The 15,814-nt window shown below is 33.5% G+C and carries 14 protein-coding genes, 5 tRNA genes and 3 rRNA genes; all 22 read right to left on the bottom strand.

The genetic code is table 11. The features are described 5' to 3' along the window. Window positions 1–70 precede the first annotated feature (70 nt). The 22 genes from HMPREF9127_RS02290 to HMPREF9127_RS02195 all read right to left on the bottom strand — a co-directional run bounded on the left by HMPREF9127_RS02290 (window position 71) and on the right by HMPREF9127_RS02195 (window position 15,570). Complete coding sequence (locus HMPREF9127_RS02290) at window positions 71–481, bottom strand: DUF5301 domain-containing protein (protein WP_009448022.1); 411 nt, start codon at window positions 479–481, stop codon at window positions 71–73. Beyond that, the gene (locus tag HMPREF9127_RS02285) at window positions 482–1,207 is read right to left on the bottom strand and encodes a DNA/RNA non-specific endonuclease (RefSeq protein WP_009447890.1); all 726 of its coding nucleotides are present in this window, start codon (window positions 1,205–1,207) and stop codon (window positions 482–484) included. After that, window positions 1,200–1,439, bottom strand: coding sequence for a hypothetical protein (locus HMPREF9127_RS08780; RefSeq protein ID WP_009448362.1), 240 nt, complete (start codon window positions 1,437–1,439; stop codon window positions 1,200–1,202). Before HMPREF9127_RS08780 ends, HMPREF9127_RS02285 begins: the two co-directional genes overlap by 8 nt. Then, window positions 1,420–1,617, bottom strand: coding sequence for a hypothetical protein (locus HMPREF9127_RS08775; protein WP_009448449.1), 198 nt, complete (start codon window positions 1,615–1,617; stop codon window positions 1,420–1,422). Before HMPREF9127_RS08775 ends, HMPREF9127_RS08780 begins: the two co-directional genes overlap by 20 nt. Continuing rightward, a complete protein-coding gene (gene tadA, locus HMPREF9127_RS02275) occupies window positions 1,618–2,082 on the bottom strand; it encodes a tRNA adenosine(34) deaminase TadA (protein ID WP_009448314.1) in 465 nt (154 codons plus the stop codon). It abuts the gene before it with no gap. After that, window positions 2,075–2,584 (bottom strand): nucleoside-triphosphatase, encoded by a 510-nt coding sequence (locus HMPREF9127_RS02270; RefSeq protein WP_009448409.1) that lies wholly within the window; start codon window positions 2,582–2,584, stop codon window positions 2,075–2,077. Before HMPREF9127_RS02270 ends, tadA begins: the two co-directional genes overlap by 8 nt. Further along, window positions 2,571–3,314 carry a tRNA pseudouridine(38-40) synthase TruA gene (truA, locus tag HMPREF9127_RS02265; protein WP_009448126.1) on the bottom strand — a complete coding sequence of 248 codons (744 nt, stop codon included), beginning with the start codon at window positions 3,312–3,314 and terminating at the stop codon, window positions 2,571–2,573. Before truA ends, HMPREF9127_RS02270 begins: the two co-directional genes overlap by 14 nt. Window positions 3,315–3,511: 197 nt before the next feature. After that, entirely contained in the window at window positions 3,512–5,005 is a 1,494-nt protein-coding gene (cls, locus tag HMPREF9127_RS02260; protein WP_009448275.1) for a cardiolipin synthase, read from the bottom strand. Window positions 5,006–5,133: 128 nt separating this feature from the next. Next, window positions 5,134–5,208 (bottom strand) — tRNA-Arg (locus HMPREF9127_RS02255). Between the two features lie 14 nt (window positions 5,209–5,222). Continuing rightward, window positions 5,223–5,864, bottom strand: coding sequence for an epoxyqueuosine reductase QueH (locus tag HMPREF9127_RS02250; RefSeq protein ID WP_009448083.1), 642 nt, complete (start codon window positions 5,862–5,864; stop codon window positions 5,223–5,225). A 135-nt stretch (window positions 5,865–5,999) separates the two neighbouring features. Further along, window positions 6,000–6,076 (bottom strand) — tRNA-Met (locus HMPREF9127_RS02245). Window positions 6,077–6,088: 12 nt separating this feature from the next. Continuing rightward, window positions 6,089–6,177: transfer RNA gene (locus HMPREF9127_RS02240), tRNA-Leu, on the bottom strand. A 5-nt stretch (window positions 6,178–6,182) separates the two neighbouring features. Then, window positions 6,183–6,257 (bottom strand) — tRNA-Asn (locus tag HMPREF9127_RS02235). After that, window positions 6,258–6,373: ribosomal RNA gene (gene rrf, locus HMPREF9127_RS02230) — 5S ribosomal RNA — on the bottom strand. 129 nt (window positions 6,374–6,502) lie between these two features. Further along, window positions 6,503–9,401, bottom strand: a 23S ribosomal RNA gene (locus HMPREF9127_RS02225). 33 nt (window positions 9,402–9,434) lie between these two features. Then, a tRNA-Ala gene (locus tag HMPREF9127_RS02220) sits at window positions 9,435–9,510 on the bottom strand. A 281-nt stretch (window positions 9,511–9,791) separates the two neighbouring features. Next, a 16S ribosomal RNA gene (locus HMPREF9127_RS02215) occupies window positions 9,792–11,317 on the bottom strand. Together the 16S, 23S and 5S rRNA genes with 4 tRNA genes alongside form the textbook arrangement of a ribosomal RNA operon. Before the next feature lie 296 nt (window positions 11,318–11,613). Continuing rightward, on the bottom strand, window positions 11,614–12,051 hold the full coding sequence (locus HMPREF9127_RS08770; protein ID WP_255261696.1) for an aspartate/glutamate racemase family protein: 438 nt from the start codon (window positions 12,049–12,051) through the stop codon (window positions 11,614–11,616). A 50-nt stretch (window positions 12,052–12,101) separates the two neighbouring features. After that, window positions 12,102–12,437, bottom strand: coding sequence for a glutamate racemase (locus HMPREF9127_RS08765; protein WP_009448087.1), 336 nt, complete (start codon window positions 12,435–12,437; stop codon window positions 12,102–12,104). A 1-nt stretch (window position 12,438) separates the two neighbouring features. Further along, window positions 12,439–13,278: a 4-(cytidine 5'-diphospho)-2-C-methyl-D-erythritol kinase gene (ispE, locus tag HMPREF9127_RS02205; RefSeq protein ID WP_009448211.1), complete on the bottom strand. Its 840-nt coding sequence runs from the start codon at window positions 13,276–13,278 to the stop codon at window positions 12,439–12,441. A gap of 367 nt (window positions 13,279–13,645) precedes the next feature. Then, window positions 13,646–14,401 (bottom strand): acyl-CoA dehydratase activase, encoded by a 756-nt coding sequence (locus tag HMPREF9127_RS02200; protein WP_009447856.1) that lies wholly within the window; start codon window positions 14,399–14,401, stop codon window positions 13,646–13,648. Continuing rightward, on the bottom strand, window positions 14,401–15,570 hold the full coding sequence (locus HMPREF9127_RS02195; protein WP_009448014.1) for a double-cubane-cluster-containing anaerobic reductase: 1,170 nt from the start codon (window positions 15,568–15,570) through the stop codon (window positions 14,401–14,403). Before HMPREF9127_RS02195 ends, HMPREF9127_RS02200 begins: the two co-directional genes overlap by 1 nt. Window positions 15,571–15,814 lie beyond the last annotated feature (244 nt).

Genomic DNA, 15,814 nt, shown 5'->3' with positions numbered 1-15,814 from the left:
TTTTCCTAGTTAATTTTATCACATTCTTAGATAAAAAATCAACATTAATCATTTAACCAATTTATCTTATTTACTTTATCTTTTTTATTCTAAATACTCCTGTATATGGTTGTTCAAAATAAAAATATTTCTCTTCAGTATAATCTCTAGATTTGTATATATACATTATTGATGGGCTATTTTTAGCTTCTTTATGATAAAAACTTACTTTTAAATATTTTTCAATATTTGTAGGTTCATCAGAAATAGATTCTTTTTTAATCTTTGTAGCGGATGATACTGAGTCTATAAAAATTTTTACATCTTCTTCTTTTTCTATTTTTATTACTTCTTTTTCACTTTTTGTTTTTTTGTCAACTTCAATTACTTTAATATACTCTAAATCTTTAGATTTTGGAAGTGAAATTTTTTGATTTCCACAAGAAGATAACAATAATAAAAATATCATAAAAATTGCATATTTCTTTAAACTTTTCATCATTTATTTTCTCCTCGATTCTCCTGTTTTATAATCTATTTCTATATTTGGCTGAACATTAAAACAATATACATTAAATTTAATTGCTTTCCCGTTATCTTCAATAGAAATCGCTTCAATTTGAACTCCTCTTGCGACAAGTTCGTTACCTACAAAAATCGGTGTTACTCTGTATCTAACGTGGTTATTAGTTTCCTTTACATAATCTGCAACCATATTTTCAAAAGGTAACATTCCTTTTGTGTTCAAATATCTTGTACCGGTTATTAAATTTCTTTTATTTGCATTTTCTCCCGCAAGTTGAAATCCAATTAAATGGCAACGATTATATAAATTTCCACCCTTTATTCCATTATATTTTATAGATTTCCATCCTGAAGGCTTTACAGAAGAAATACTTTCTCTCTTTGAAGTTGGCATTAAATCCTTACCTATTATTGAATCTGCAACTCCACATCTCTTTAGAGAGTCAAGCTCGGAATATTTTTCAAAAGATTTTGGAACTAATTCACTTTTTTCAAAATTTGGCTCATTATTATTTATTACTACATAAGGCTTTCCTTTATATTCCGGTAAATTATTTATATCAAGACCAACTATATTACTATTCTTATTCTTATTTTCAATATATCTATAAGTAAAAAATGAAATAAACAATGTTAGCACAATAAGTAACAAAGATCCAAAAATACGAATATTTTTCTTATCAATTCTTAACTTATTATTCATCTTTATTCTCCTTTACGAATATTTTTCTCGTAATTTTATCATGGCTCTTTCCTTTAAACTCAAAGACTTCTTTTTCTTTCCAACAGTCTTTTAAAAATTCCTCAAAAACTTCATCAAAAGGATAATTTCTATTCCAAAAATAGACTATAATTTCATCTACTAATGATAAAAATTTTTCTAAAAAATCCCCTTCATATAAAAAATAGAATTTTCTATAATTTTTGTTTTTCATCAATAATTTCAAAATTAAATTCAAAATCCTTATATAAATCATAGCTATATTCACTTACAAAAAGTTTTGAATTTCCAATTAATTCAAAAAGATTTTTTCTCTGTAACTCATCTTGACTTTGTCTTTTATGAAAAAAACTTATTCCATTATTTTCATCTAAACAAACTACTAATTTCATTTATTTTTTCTTTTCACTCCTCAAATTTTTAAAAAATTCTTGTAAAATATCTAAACATTCATTCTCTAAAACCCCGGTTTCTATAATTGACTTATGATTAAGTTCTTGTCTATCTAAAACATTCTCTATTGAACCACAAAAACCTCTTTTTATATCCATAGCTCCAATCACAACTCTTTTTATTCTACTATTTATAATTGCTCCCGCACACATACAACATGGCTCAAGTGTTATAAAAATCTCTGTACCCTCAAGTCTAAAATCACCAAGTTTTTTTCCTGCTTTTTTAATCGCTATAATTTCTGCATGATAGATTCCGCTTTTTCTGTTCAAAACCTGATTATAACCTCTTGAAATTATCTTATCATCTTTAACAATTACACAACCGACTGGTACTTCTCCTTTATCATAAGCCTTTTTCGCCTCTTTTAAAGCGAATTTCATAAAATATTCATCTCTATTCATAAAAATTATCCAAATCAAAAATTACAAAATTTTTCAATTTATCCAAATTTTTAACTATTGGATTCCCACCTTTCTTAAGTACTGCAAAAATTCTATTTTTTTCGAAAAGAGAAAGTAATTTATTGCAATATTCATCCAAATGTAACTCCTTATTCCCTATCTCATCAAAAACTAGAATATCAGTATCTTTAAAATCTTCCATAAATTCATAACTTTTTTTTAAGAAAAATTCATCATAAAATTTCATTTCTTTTTCCCTTTCCCCAATGATAAATCTTTCTTCCGTTCCATATCTAAAAAGTTCTATTCTAAATTTATCAGTAATAACAAGCTCTGTCATAATACCATCAATCTTTGAATTTTGGTAATATTTTTTAATAAAAGCTCTTAAAAGGGTACTTTTCCCCACCTTGATATTCCCGGTTATCAAAATATGATTTTTTCCAGTATCTACTTTTCTTAAACTTTCAACTAAAAAATCTAAATCCCTAAAATTTATCATATAAAATCTCCATTAAATAAAGACCATTTGGACTTAAAGTTATTCCCGCCCTAGTTCTGTCTTCACTATCTAAAATTTTTTCAAGCTCATCTTCTTCAATCAATCCTCTACCTATATCGACTAAAGTTCCAACCATTATTCGAACTTGATTTCTGATAAAGCTTTGTCCCTTAATCAAAAAAATCAAATCATTATTTTCTTTATATATTTCAAAGGACTTAATATCTCTAACAGGATTAGTATTACCTGTTCTAGGTCCCATAAATGCCTTGAAGCTCTTTTTTCCAATGAAATGCTCTTTCGCCCTTTGCATCTTTTCAATATCTAAGGGATACGGAAAATTAGCCTTATAATTATAGTAAATAGGATCCATAACCTCGTCTAAATTTAAAATATATTTATATGTTTTCATTGTAGCATCAAATCTTGAATGAAAATCCTCAGAAACTTCTTTAGAATCCAAAACTCTAACCCCAATAGGTAAAAAATGATTTAAAGCTGTTTTAAAATTCAAAACTCCAACATTACTTTCAGTATGAAAATTTATTATATGTCTTAAAGAATGAACTCCTCTATCTGTTCTTCCTGCTGATATAATATTAATATTTTCTCCGGTAATTTTCTTTAGGGCACTCTCTATCTCTCCTTGAACAGTTATTACATCATCTTGCTTTTGAAAACCAAAAAACAAACTCCCGTCATAACTAATTGTGAGCATAATATTTCTCATAAATATCTCCATTTTTATAATATTCTAGACTATTATTTTATCATAATGTTGTTAATAAATACAACTTTAAAAATATATTATATAAATTTTAAAAATAAGAACCCCACCCTTCCACGATGCTTCGCATCGGGTGGGTTCCCGGGAACCTTGTTGTTTCACAATAAAAAAGAACTTTTACTAAAAAGCAAAAGTCCGTTTTACATTAATGGCGCAAACAATTTTAATAATGATTGCAAAATTCTCGTAATTAATTTTCTTGATTTTATCCATTCAGGTGTTATTTCTATAGATTCTTTTAAAGTATTTTCAAAATCTGCCTTTACATCATTTACTATTAGAGTTCCAAATGTCCAAACAGCACATTCAAAGTGAAGATAAAGACTCCTATAATCCAAATTTATACTTCCAATAACAACAAATCCATCGTCACAAAGAAAATTCTTTGCATGGATAAATCCCTTTTCAAATTCATATATCTTTACTCCATTATCAACAAGATTTTTATAAAAAGATCTTGTAAGTAAATGAACATATTTCTTATCTGGAATATGTGGTGTTATAATTCTAACATCTACCCCTGTTTTTGCAGCACTAATTAATGCTTTTTCCATTTCCCAAGTTATAATTAGATAAGGTGTTGTTATATAGATATATCTATTTGCACGTCTAATCATATTCAAATACATATTTTCACTAGTGGATTCCATAACTGGCGTTTCAGAAAAAGGAATTACAACCCCTAGTTCCTCTTTAATTGTAGAATTCTTCTGAATATCATTTCTATCGTATAAAATTGAAATATCAGTGTTCTCACCTGTTGAATAATCCCAAAGAGAAATAAACATATTTATAAATTGCCAAACTGCATGACCTTCAAGTCTTAAAACAGAATCTTTCCAATAACCATATTTTTCAATAACATTTATATATTCATCTGCAATATTTATTCCCCCTGTATAAGCTATTTTCCCATCTATAATTGTCATTTTTCTATGTGTCCTATTATTATGTTTTGGCAAAATAATACCTTTTACTTTATTAAATTCTACAACTTGTATTCCTGAATTTCTAATCTCCGCTAACTTTTTGTTAGATAAAGTCAAAATACTTCCGACATCATCAACAATAATTCTAACTTCAACACCTGTATTAACTTTTTCTTTCAAAATTTTTAAAACAGTATTTAAGAAAAAACCTTCTGAAATAATAAAATATTCCATAAAAATAAATTTTTCTGCAGATTTTAAGTCATTTAAATAATCTTCAAAACTATCTTCCCCTGAACCATAATATTTAGTTTCAGTATTAAAAAATATTGGACTGCCAGTTGCACTGTTGATATATTTAGCCTGTCTATAAACATTCATATCGGAATCATTTAAGTTTTCTACATCATAGTCTTTTGACAAATCCATAGAATCTTTAAATTTGATAGAAAAACCATAAAGTCTCTTTTTTACAGATTTTAAAAGCCTTTTTTCTCCAAAAGTCAGATAAATTATTCCACCTAAAAATGGAATAACTACTACAATTAATATCCATGCTATTTTAAAAGCTGGATTAATATTATCATTTATAATTATAAATGTAAAAATCATTCCAACAATTAAGTTTAAACTGTATAAATAAATAAAATATCTATTAAAATATATCAAAAATACTGTTAAAAATAATAGTTGAATTAAGACCATACAAAATATGAAAAAAATCCTACTAAAAATAAAATTAAAAAATTTTTCATTCTTTCTCCTAAATAAATATTTATATATTATTCTACTATATTTTTATAAAGAAAAAGTACATTAATAAATGTACTTTTTGGCGTTCTTGGCGGGAATCGAACCCACAACGGTCCCTTAGGAGGGGACTGTTATATCCATTTAACTACAAGAACATAAGAAAAGAAGGCTATGAGCTTTCTTTTAACTTTTTAAATTCTTCTCTTTCCAACTTAGAAAAAATACATCCACAGTAATCTTGTCTATACATCCCAAACATCAAAGAAAGTTCAACACTTCTTTTATATCCATTTCTCTTTTTAAAATCAGATGGAAGATGTTTTACTCCAATTTCTTCGGCAATTTTTTGACCAATTTCATTTAAAATTTGTGAATTTTTATGTGGACTTATTGTTAAAGTTGTCGTAAAATAGTCAAATTTTTCAGATTTTGCTAATAATGCAGCTTCTCTTAATCGTAATTCATAACAATTATGGCAACGAATGGACCCTTCTTTCATTTTTTCCATCCCTTTTACAATTTTATAAAATCTATCTACATCATATTTTCCAACTACCATATCTATTGGATATTTTCCATTAATTTTTTCAATCAATTTTCTTTGCTCTTCAACTCTAAAAAAATACTCTTCCTTAGGATAAATATTAGGATTATAGTAAAAAATTGTAATTCTAAAATAATTAGACAAATACTCAAGACAATAACTGCTACAAGGTCCACAACATGAATGTAGTAGAAGAGTTGGTGCATAATTATTTTTTTCATTTTCTTTTATTATATTGTCTAATAATAATTGATAATTCTCTTTCATATTTGCCTCCTTACCGTTTTATTTTAACACAAATATACTTTAAAATCAAATCTTAAGTAATTATATAAAATATCAATTTTATATAATTTAAGCCAATTTTTACACAAAAAAAGAATAATCTTTCGATTATTCTTGTGGTTGCGGGAGCAGGATTTGAACCTACGACCTTCGGGTTATGAGCCCGACGAGCTACCAAACTGCTCCATCCCGCGATATAAAAAAATTGGTGCCGAGGACCGGAATCGAACCGGTACGATGAGTTAACATCGCAGGATTTTAAGTCCTGTGCGTCTGCCAGTTCCGCCACCCCGGCACAATTGGCTCCCAGGGTGGGGCTCGAACCCACAACCTACCGGTTAACAGCCGGGTGCTCCACCATTGAGCTACCTAGGAGTTTGGCTGTTTTCTATTCTCCCAGTACGAAATGTACTAGTACCTTCGACGTTTAAGAGCTTAACTTCTGTGTTCGGGATGGGAACAGGTGTATCCTCCTAGCCATCACAGCCATACTATTTAATGAACTTCTACGTTCGAGAGTAACAAGATTATCTTCTCAATCATAAAAATCCATACTTTTTTGTCTTTTCTTTTTCAATATACTTCTGTTTAAAACCCCTACAACTAAAGAGTATATATTTCTGGTCAAGCTTTCGATTTATTAGTATCAGTTAGCTTTGATGTTGCCACCTTTACACCTCTGACCTATCTACGACATTTTCTGTATCGAATCTCTCTTGCATTTCTGCAACAGGAAATCTCATCTTGAGGGGGGCTTCGTGCTTAGATGCCTTCAGCACTTATCCCTTCCAGACTTAGCTATTCAGCATTACCATTGGCATGATAACTGATACACCAGCGGTCTGTCCATCCCGGTCCTCTCGTACTAAGGACAGCTCCTCTCAAATTTCCTTCGCCCACGATGGATAGGGACCGAACTGTCTCACGACGTTCTGAACCCAGCTCGCGTGCCTCTTTAATGGGCGAACAGCCCAACCCTTGGGACCTACTCCAGCCCCAGGATGAGACGAGCCGACATCGAGGTGCCAAACCTCCCCGTCGATGTGAACTCTTGGGGGAGATAAGCCTGTTATCCCCGGGGTAGCTTTTATCCGTTGAGCGATGGCCCTTCCACTCGGTACCACCGGATCACTAAGTCCTAGTTTCCTATCTGCTCCACTTGTTGGTGTCGCAGTTAAGCTCCCTTTTGCCTTTGCACTCTTAGAATGATTTCCATCCATTCTGAGGGAACCTTTGAACGCCTCCGTTACTCTTTAGGAGGCGACCGCCCCAGTCAAACTGCCCAACTGACAGTGTCCTTATACTCGCTTCAGAGTATCAAGTTAGAAATTTAGTATCAAAAGAGTGGTATCCCAACAGCGACTCCACGAAAACTGGCGCTCTCGCTTCTTCGTCTCCCACCTATCCTGTACATTTAATACCAAATTCCAATGCCAGCCTACAGTAAAGCTCCACGGGGTCTTTCCGTCCTATCGTGGGTAAGTCGCATCTTCACGACTACTACAATTTCACCGGATCCTTTGTTGAGACAGTGCCCAAATCATTACACCTTTCGTGCGGGTCGGAACTTACCCGACAAGGAATTTCGCTACCTTAGGACCGTTATAGTTACGGCCGCCGTTTACTGGGGCTTAAGTTCTATGCTTCGATTGCTCTTACATTTCCCCTTAACCTTCCAGCACCGGGCAGGTGTCAGCCCCTATACTTCATCTTTCGATTTAGCAGAGACTTGTGTTTTTGGTAAACAGTTGCTTGGGCCTATTCTCTGCGACCACTCTATGCTCCATACGCAAGTATCTCACATCTAATGGTACCCCTTCTCCCGAAGTTACGGGGTCATTTTGCCGAGTTCCTTAACAAAGGTTCTTCCGCGCGTCTTAGGATTCTCTCCTTGCCTACCTGTGTCGGTTTTGGTACGGGTATCTTCTCACTCAATAGTACCTTTTCTTGGCAGTTTGGAATCTGTTGCTTCACTACTTATTTTTCGCTCCCCATCGCATCTCGATATTAAGAATAGGGATTTGCCTCTACTCTCTACCTACTTGCTTAGACGTGCTCTACCATTCACACGCTCAACATATCCTCCTGCGTCAGTACTTCTCTCAAACATTCAAAGATAGTACAGGAATCTCAACCTGTTGTCCATCGCTTACGCTTTTCAGCCTGGGCTTAGGTCCCGACTTACCCTGAGAGGACGAGCCTTCCTCAGGAATCCTTAGGCTTTCGACGGGAGGGATTCTCACCCTCCTTTTCGCTACTCATGCCAGCATTCTCTCTTCTGTAAAGTCCACTTCGTCTTACAACTTAGCTTCGTCCCTTACACAATGCTCCTCTACCACTAATTTAATTAGTCCACAGCTTCGGTATTAGATTTTAGCCCCGTTCATTTTCGGCGCTCTACCACTTGACCAGTGAGCTATTACGCACTCTTTAAATGTATGGCTGCTTCTAAGCCAACATCCTGGTTGTCTAAGTAGTAAAACATCCTTTCCCACTTAATCTATATTTAGGGACCTTAGCTGGTGGTCTGGGCTCTTTCCCTTTCGACTATGAAGCTTATCCCACATAGTCTGACTCCCAATCATCATTTATCAGGTATTCGCAGTTTGATAACTTTCGGTAATGTCTAACACCCCTACGGTATTCAGTGCTCTACCCCCTGTAAACTAAATTGAGGCTAGCCCTAAAGCTATTTCGAGGAGAACCAGCTATCTCCAAGTTCGATTGGCTTTTCACCCCTATCCACAAGTCATCCGATAGCTTTTAAACGCTACCCGGTTCGGTCCTCCATGAAATTTTACTTTCACTTCAACCTGCTCATGGATAGATCACCTGGTTTCGGGTCTATGGCATACGACTTTCCGCCCTATTCAGACTCGGTTTCCCTACGGCTCCGTAACTTCATTACTTAACCTCGCCGCACACCATAACTCGCTGGCCCGTTCTACAAAAAGTACGATATCATCTCTCTTAAGACTCTATCTGCTTGTAGGCATAAGGTTTCAGGTTCTATTTCACTCCCCTCCCGGGGTTCTTTTCACCTTTCCCTCACGGTACTATTCTCTATCGGTCACTGAGTAGTATTTAGCCTTAGGGGGTGGTCCCCCTATATTCACACAGGATTTCTCGTGTCCCATGCTACTCTTTTAAAGTCAGATTCAGTCAGATTTCGTTTACAAGACTTTCACTTTCTTCGGTTGATCTTCCCAGACCATTCAACTATCTTTCCTCTTCCTTAACTTAATTTGGGCTCTTTCCATTTCGCTCGCCGCTACTTTGAAAATCGAATTTTTTCTTTCTTTTCGTCTGGCTACTTAGATGTTTCAGTTCACCAACTATTCCCTCTTGTTGCTATGTATTCACAACAAGATACTTGAGGTTTGCTCAAGTGGGTTTCCCCATTCGGACATTCCCGGATCTAAGGATATTTGCTCCTCCCCGAGACTTTTCGCAGCTTGTCACGTCCTTCTTCGGCTCTCAGTGCCAAGGCATTCACCTTATGCCCTTGGTCGCTTGACCAGAAATATATTTCTCTTTAATTGTCAGGTTTCTTGGTGGAGATGAGGAGATTCGAACTCCTGACCCCCTGCTTGCAAGGCAGGTGCTCTCCCAACTGAGCTACACCCCCAAAATGTTTTTTTACGACAGTATAAATTTTTGGGGGTTTTGCGTACCCGGCTTTGAAATTTACAAAAATTTATTTTTGTTTAAATTTCTAAGAATTGGGTGCACCCCCACTCAATAATTATTAAGTATTTACTACTAATTATCAAATGTTTTATACTATCCTAGCTATTTACTTCTTTTAGTTAGCCTTACAGCTTTTGGTTTAAAATTAAAAAAATCGAACCAAAAAACAGTGATAAAACTAAGAATTTATTTTGAACTGTCGTTCTTAGTACTCCTTAGAAAGGAGGTGATCCAGCCGCACCTTCCGATACGGCTACCTTGTTACGACTTCACCCCAGTCATTAACCCTACCTTCGACGCCTTCCTCCTTGCGGTTAGATCGGCGGCTTCGGGTATTGCCAACTCCCATGGTGTGACGGGCGGTGTGTACAAGACCCGGGAACGCATTCACCGCAACATTCTGATTTGCGATTACTAGCAACTCCGACTTCATGTAGGCGAGTTGCAGCCTACAATCCGAACTGAGATTGGCTTTTAGAGTTTTGCTTGACATCACTATCTTGCTTCTCGTTGTACCAACCATTGTAGCACGTGTGTAGCCCAAGACATAAAGGGCATGATGATTTGACGTCATCCCCACCTTCCTCCGATTTATCATCGGCAGTCTCTCCAGAGTCCCCATCATTACATGCTGGTAACTGAAGATAAGGGTTGCGCTCGTTGCGGGACTTAACCCAACATCTCACGACACGAGCTGACGACAACCATGCACCACCTGTATAGCTGTCCCGAGGGACTTATCAATTTCTCAATAACTCAACTATATGTCAAGCCTTGGTAAGGTTCTTCGCGTTGCTTCGAATTAAACCACATGCTCCGCTGCTTGTGCGGGTCCCCGTCAATTCCTTTGAGTTTCAGTGTTGCCACCGTACTCCCCAGGCGGAATGCTTAATGTGTTAACTTCGGCACCGAGATTTGACTCCCAACACCTAGCATTCATCGTTTACGGCGTGGACTACCAGGGTATCTAATCCTGTTTGCTCCCCACGCTTTCGTACCTGAGCGTCAGTAAAAGTCCAGAAAGTCGCCTTCGCCACCGGTATTCCTCCTAATATCTACGCATTTCACCGCTACACTAGGAATTCCACTTTCCTCTCCTTCACTCAAGCCTTCCAGTTTCAAGTGCTTAATGAGGTTAAGCCTCACGCTTTCACACCTGACTTAAAAGGCCGCCTACGTACCCTTTACGCCCAATAATTCCGGACAACGCTCGCCCCATACGTATTACCGCGGCTGCTGGCACGTATTTAGCCGGGGCTTCCTCCTATGATACCGTCATTATCTTCTCATAGGACAGAGCTTTACGATTCGAAAACCTTCTTCGCTCACGCGGCGTCGCTGCATCAGGGTTCCCCCCATTGTGCAATATTCCCCACTGCTGCCTCCCGTAGGAGTTTGGACCGTGTCTCAGTTCCAATGTGGCCGTTCATCCTCTCAGACCGGCTACTGATCGTTGCCTTGGTAGGCCTTTACCCTTCCAACTAGCTAATCAGACGCGAGCCCATCTTACACCGATAAATCTTTGACCCCTATATCATGCGATACTGTGGTCTCATGCGGTATTAATCGTCGTTTCCAACGGCTATCCCCCTGTGTAAGGTAGGTTGCTCACGTGTTACTCACCCGTTCGCCACTTTCATTTTACTTCCATTCCCGAAAGAATTTCCACAAAAATCACGTTCGACTTGCATGTGTTAAGCACGCCGCCAGCGTTCGTCCTGAGCCAGGATCAAACTCTCTATTAAAAGTTCGTCTGCTCTCGCTGACTTTTGTTACACCAAATTATTGTTTTTCTTTGTACTCTCAAAGTTTTTATCACTATATGAAATTTTTAATGTTTCACAACAACCATTACATTATACAACATATTTTTTTGGTTGTCAACACTTTTTTTAAAAATTTTTATAAAAAATTTTTTACATAAAAAGCGACCCAGTTCTCACTGGGTCTTTATTATATCAATTATTTTTATAGTTGTCAATACTTTTTTCTAGCTTTGTAGTCATTTTTATAATAATTATCATTCAATTATTATACATCCCTATTTCTCATCAATACATTTTTCTTTTAAATTTATTTTCTTAATGTTTGGATTATCAATATTTATAAAATCTAACAAATTTCTTCTAAATTTATTTTCATCATCTGTAATATAAAATATGTTATTTTTGTTATTTTGAACTTCTTCATTTAGTAAACTATTTTTTTCTAAATAATTTTTCATTTCAATCGCTGTTTCTTTAGCCGGATTTACTAAATTTATATTTTTCCCAACAACAGTTTTTATTGTATTTTCTAATATTGGGTAATGAGTACACCCCATTACAATAGTATCTACATTTTGTTTTATTAATTCATCTAAATAGAATTTTGTTGTTTCCATAGCTATAGTCGTATCGGACAATCCGTCTTCTACTATGGGAACAAAAAGAGGGCATGCTTTTGAATATACTATATTTTCAATACTTTCATTCTTTATATTTTTTTCATAAGCTCCACTTAAAATAGTGGCATTGGTTCCTATTACACCTATTTTTTATTTATTGTTATATTATTTGCCATTTTACTTCCAGGAACAATTACTCCCAATATATACATGTCAAATATTTCTTTAAGCATATCAAGAGCAACTGCAGAAACAGTATTACAAGCAATAATTAAAGCTTTTATATCTTTTTTATCCAAAAATTCAATACATTCTTTTGAAAATCTTTTAATGGTGTCTTCGCTTCGATTTCCGTATGGAACTCTTGCTGTATCTCCAAAATAGACTATTTTTTCATTAGGCAAAATTTCCATTAATTCTTTGACAACAGTAAGTCCTCCTATTCCGGAATCAAAAACTCCTATTGATCTATTATCCATATTATCTCTCCATTGTTTTTACTTTGAAAGTATTTTTGTATAATTTTTTAAAATAATTATATGCATTTTCAATATCTTTATCATTCTTATAAATTCCAAATACAGTTGGTCCCGATCCGCTCATAAGAGATTTAACACAATTAAATTCGTACATTTTATCTTTTATTTCTTGAATTTCAGGACAATATGAAATTGATACTTCTTCCATTACATTATATAAATTATCAAAAAACTCATCATAGTTTTTATTTTTATATACACTTACAAGTTTATCCACTCTATCACTATTTCCTGTTGGAACAATATTAGAATATATATATGGTGTGGAAATTTCAACTCCATTATTTACAATTAAAATATTCGTTTCCGGTAACCTATCTAAAATTTCAAGCTCATCGCCAATTCCTCTCGTTCTTGCTGTTTTCCCAACAAGTAAATAAGGAATATCCGCTCCTATACTTCTCCCAATTTTTTTTCTGTCTTCCAAACTCATATTGAGTCCTAAAATTTCATCAATCATTTCTATTACAACAGCGGAATTCGTACTACCCCCCGCTATTCCTGCAGAAACCGGTATGTTTTTTTCTATATGTATTAAAAAATTTTCCCTAAATTTATATTTATCTTTCATTGCAAGATAGGCTTTATAAACTAAATTATTTTCATCTAAAGGAATATCTTTTGAATTAGAAGTTATTTTAAATTCATCAGAAATTTTAACTTCAACCTCGTCATATAAATCTATAATTTGCATAATTCCATCTATATTATGATAACCATCTTGCCTTTTTTCTATTACATCTAAAGTTAAATTTATTTTTGCATAAGATTTCTTTTTCATAAAATCTCCTTTATCATCCACTTTATATACTTTAAGTTATTTTACCATAATTTTAGTTAAAAGACAAAATTTACTTATTATACTTAAAAAATTTATTTATAATAAATAGAAAAAAGTATTGACTTTTTTAGTTAGAAGTGTTATACTTTGATTAGGTAAAATTTTAGTGCTTAGACCTAAAAATGTTTTACTTTAAAGAATAACATAACCTATATTACTCATTGAATTTTAATGAGTTACTCTCTCCAAATTACGGTGTACCCCCAAATCACCGTAACACTTAAAAGAAAGCTTATAGCTTTCTTTTTTTTATAAATTATTTTTTCAAAAAAAAATTCTGTTAAAAACAGAACTTTTTATAATCTATTTACTTTCCCATAAGCGCAGCGCCTAAAGCACCTGCAAATCTTCCTAACTCATGAGTTTCTACTTTTTTCCCTAAAAGTTTTTCTAAAAGCTCAACCATATATGGGTTGTTAGAAAAACCTCCTGTCAAAAAGTATAAATCGGCTTCATTTCTAAATTTTCTAGTTTGTCCTACAACTTTATTCGCTATTGAATGAACAACTCCACTTGCAATATCTTCTTTTGCTCTTCCCTGTCCCATAAGAGAAATAATTTCAGATTCAGCAAAAACTGTACAAGTTGAGCTTATTGGTATTGGAGTTCCGATTTTAGATAATTCAAACATTTCATCTAAAGTAACTCCAAGTCTGTTACTCATAACTTCCAAGAATTTTCCCGTTCCGGCTGAACATTTATCATTCATTATAAAATCACTTACCATACCGTTTGAAATATTTATAATTTTTGTATCTTGCCCGCCAATATCTATAACATCACAATCTCTTTTTAATAGATACATAGCGCCCTTTGAGTGAGTTGTAATTTCAGTAACAACCCTATCAGCATAAGGAACAGAAACCCTTCCATATCCTGTTGCTACTACATATGAATTATCTACATCAAATCCATTTTCAACTAAGTTTTTGTAAATTTCTCCAGAAGTTTCTTTACTATTCCAACCCGAAGGCATCAATATTTTATAAAGTATTTCATCTTTATCCTTATCATATACGACTACTTTTGAGGCTGTTGAGCCTATATCTATTCCTATATTCATTATATCATCTCCAAAAACGCTTCAATTCTAGTGGAAACCTGTCCTACATCCGTCATAGAATAATCAGATTCTATATACATATATGGTTTGCCTTTTTTCTCCGTTACAAACTTTTTAACTTTTGTAGATTCTACAGCAAAGGTGTGACAAGCTTGAAGTACAATTTCAATAACTGCATCAACTTGATATTCATCTATTAACATATTCAAATCTTTAAATCTTTTTTCATTAGGTGACATAACTGAACAACTTAGATTTAAATACTTTTGAGCGATTGCATCAATTGGATTATCTAATGTTTCATCAATAAGTTCAAGTTTTTCTCGAACTCCTGAACAGTTTTCATAAACTACAATATCTGCTCCGGCTTCCTCTATTTTAGTCAATATTTTTTCACGAATTCCACCCACAGGACAACCAGTAATTAAAATCCTTGGTCTGTCACTTTTTTTACCCTTAAGCTCTTTTTCCCACATCTCATAAACTTCTTTAGTCTTTTCGATGATACTTTGATTTTTTTCTTCCCTATTAAAATTAAAACCAAAAGCATCTTGAGTTCCGCTCATTGTTACTCCACTTAAAGGTGATGGATTTAGTTTTCCCAGTTCAAAAAAATTTCTTAAATTTTTCCTTTCCTGATTTCCCGTTTTTATTGCTTCCCATAATTTCTCATCAGTTATTTTAACATCAAAAGTTTCTTCCAACTTTCTTTTTAATTTATAAATTTCATTAGTCCAAAGTTTTAAAGATAATCCATCCTGATTGTTTTGTGGCAATTGCATAACATGAACATCTTTAAAATCTCCCATAATCTCATACATCTTTTTCTTTCCGTCACAAGTTGTTTCCCCAATTACAATATCTGAAAAATAGAAATATGGACAAGTATCACTTACAGCAAAACCATAACTTGATTTTATAAGTGGGCAAAGATTTTTGGGTAAATCTCTTTCAGCATATTTTATAGAATCTTCAGTTGTGGCACATAAACTTACAGGAACAAGTCCAGCAGCATAAATCACTTCTTGAGGAGTGTATGTACAAAAAATACCTGCAACTTTTTTCCCGGATTCCTTTAATTCTTTCATTTTTAAAAAGCCATTTTTTCTCGTTTCATTAAAATCCTCAAAATTACTTGGAAGTTTAATATTATAATTTTCTTTTTTCATTTTATCTCCTTTTTTAGTTATAAAAGTAAATCAAAATGCTTACAAATAGATTATATATCATTTACTTTAAAATGTTAAATTCTTTTTTCTTATTAAATAATCATTATTCATAAGAAAAACCTATTATAAGCAAAAAAGACAAGTCTAAGAAGAACTCATCTCTTTTGCATATTGGAATATTATATACTTAAAAAGGCGGTAATATAAAAAACAAATCACTTAAAAATCACAATAAAATAGGTTA

The sequence above is a fragment of the Parvimonas sp. oral taxon 393 str. F0440 genome, assembly GCA_000223315.2.
Lineage (GTDB): Bacteria > Bacillota > Clostridia > Tissierellales > Peptoniphilaceae > Parvimonas.
This window is presented reverse-complemented; position numbering and strand designations above follow the sequence as displayed.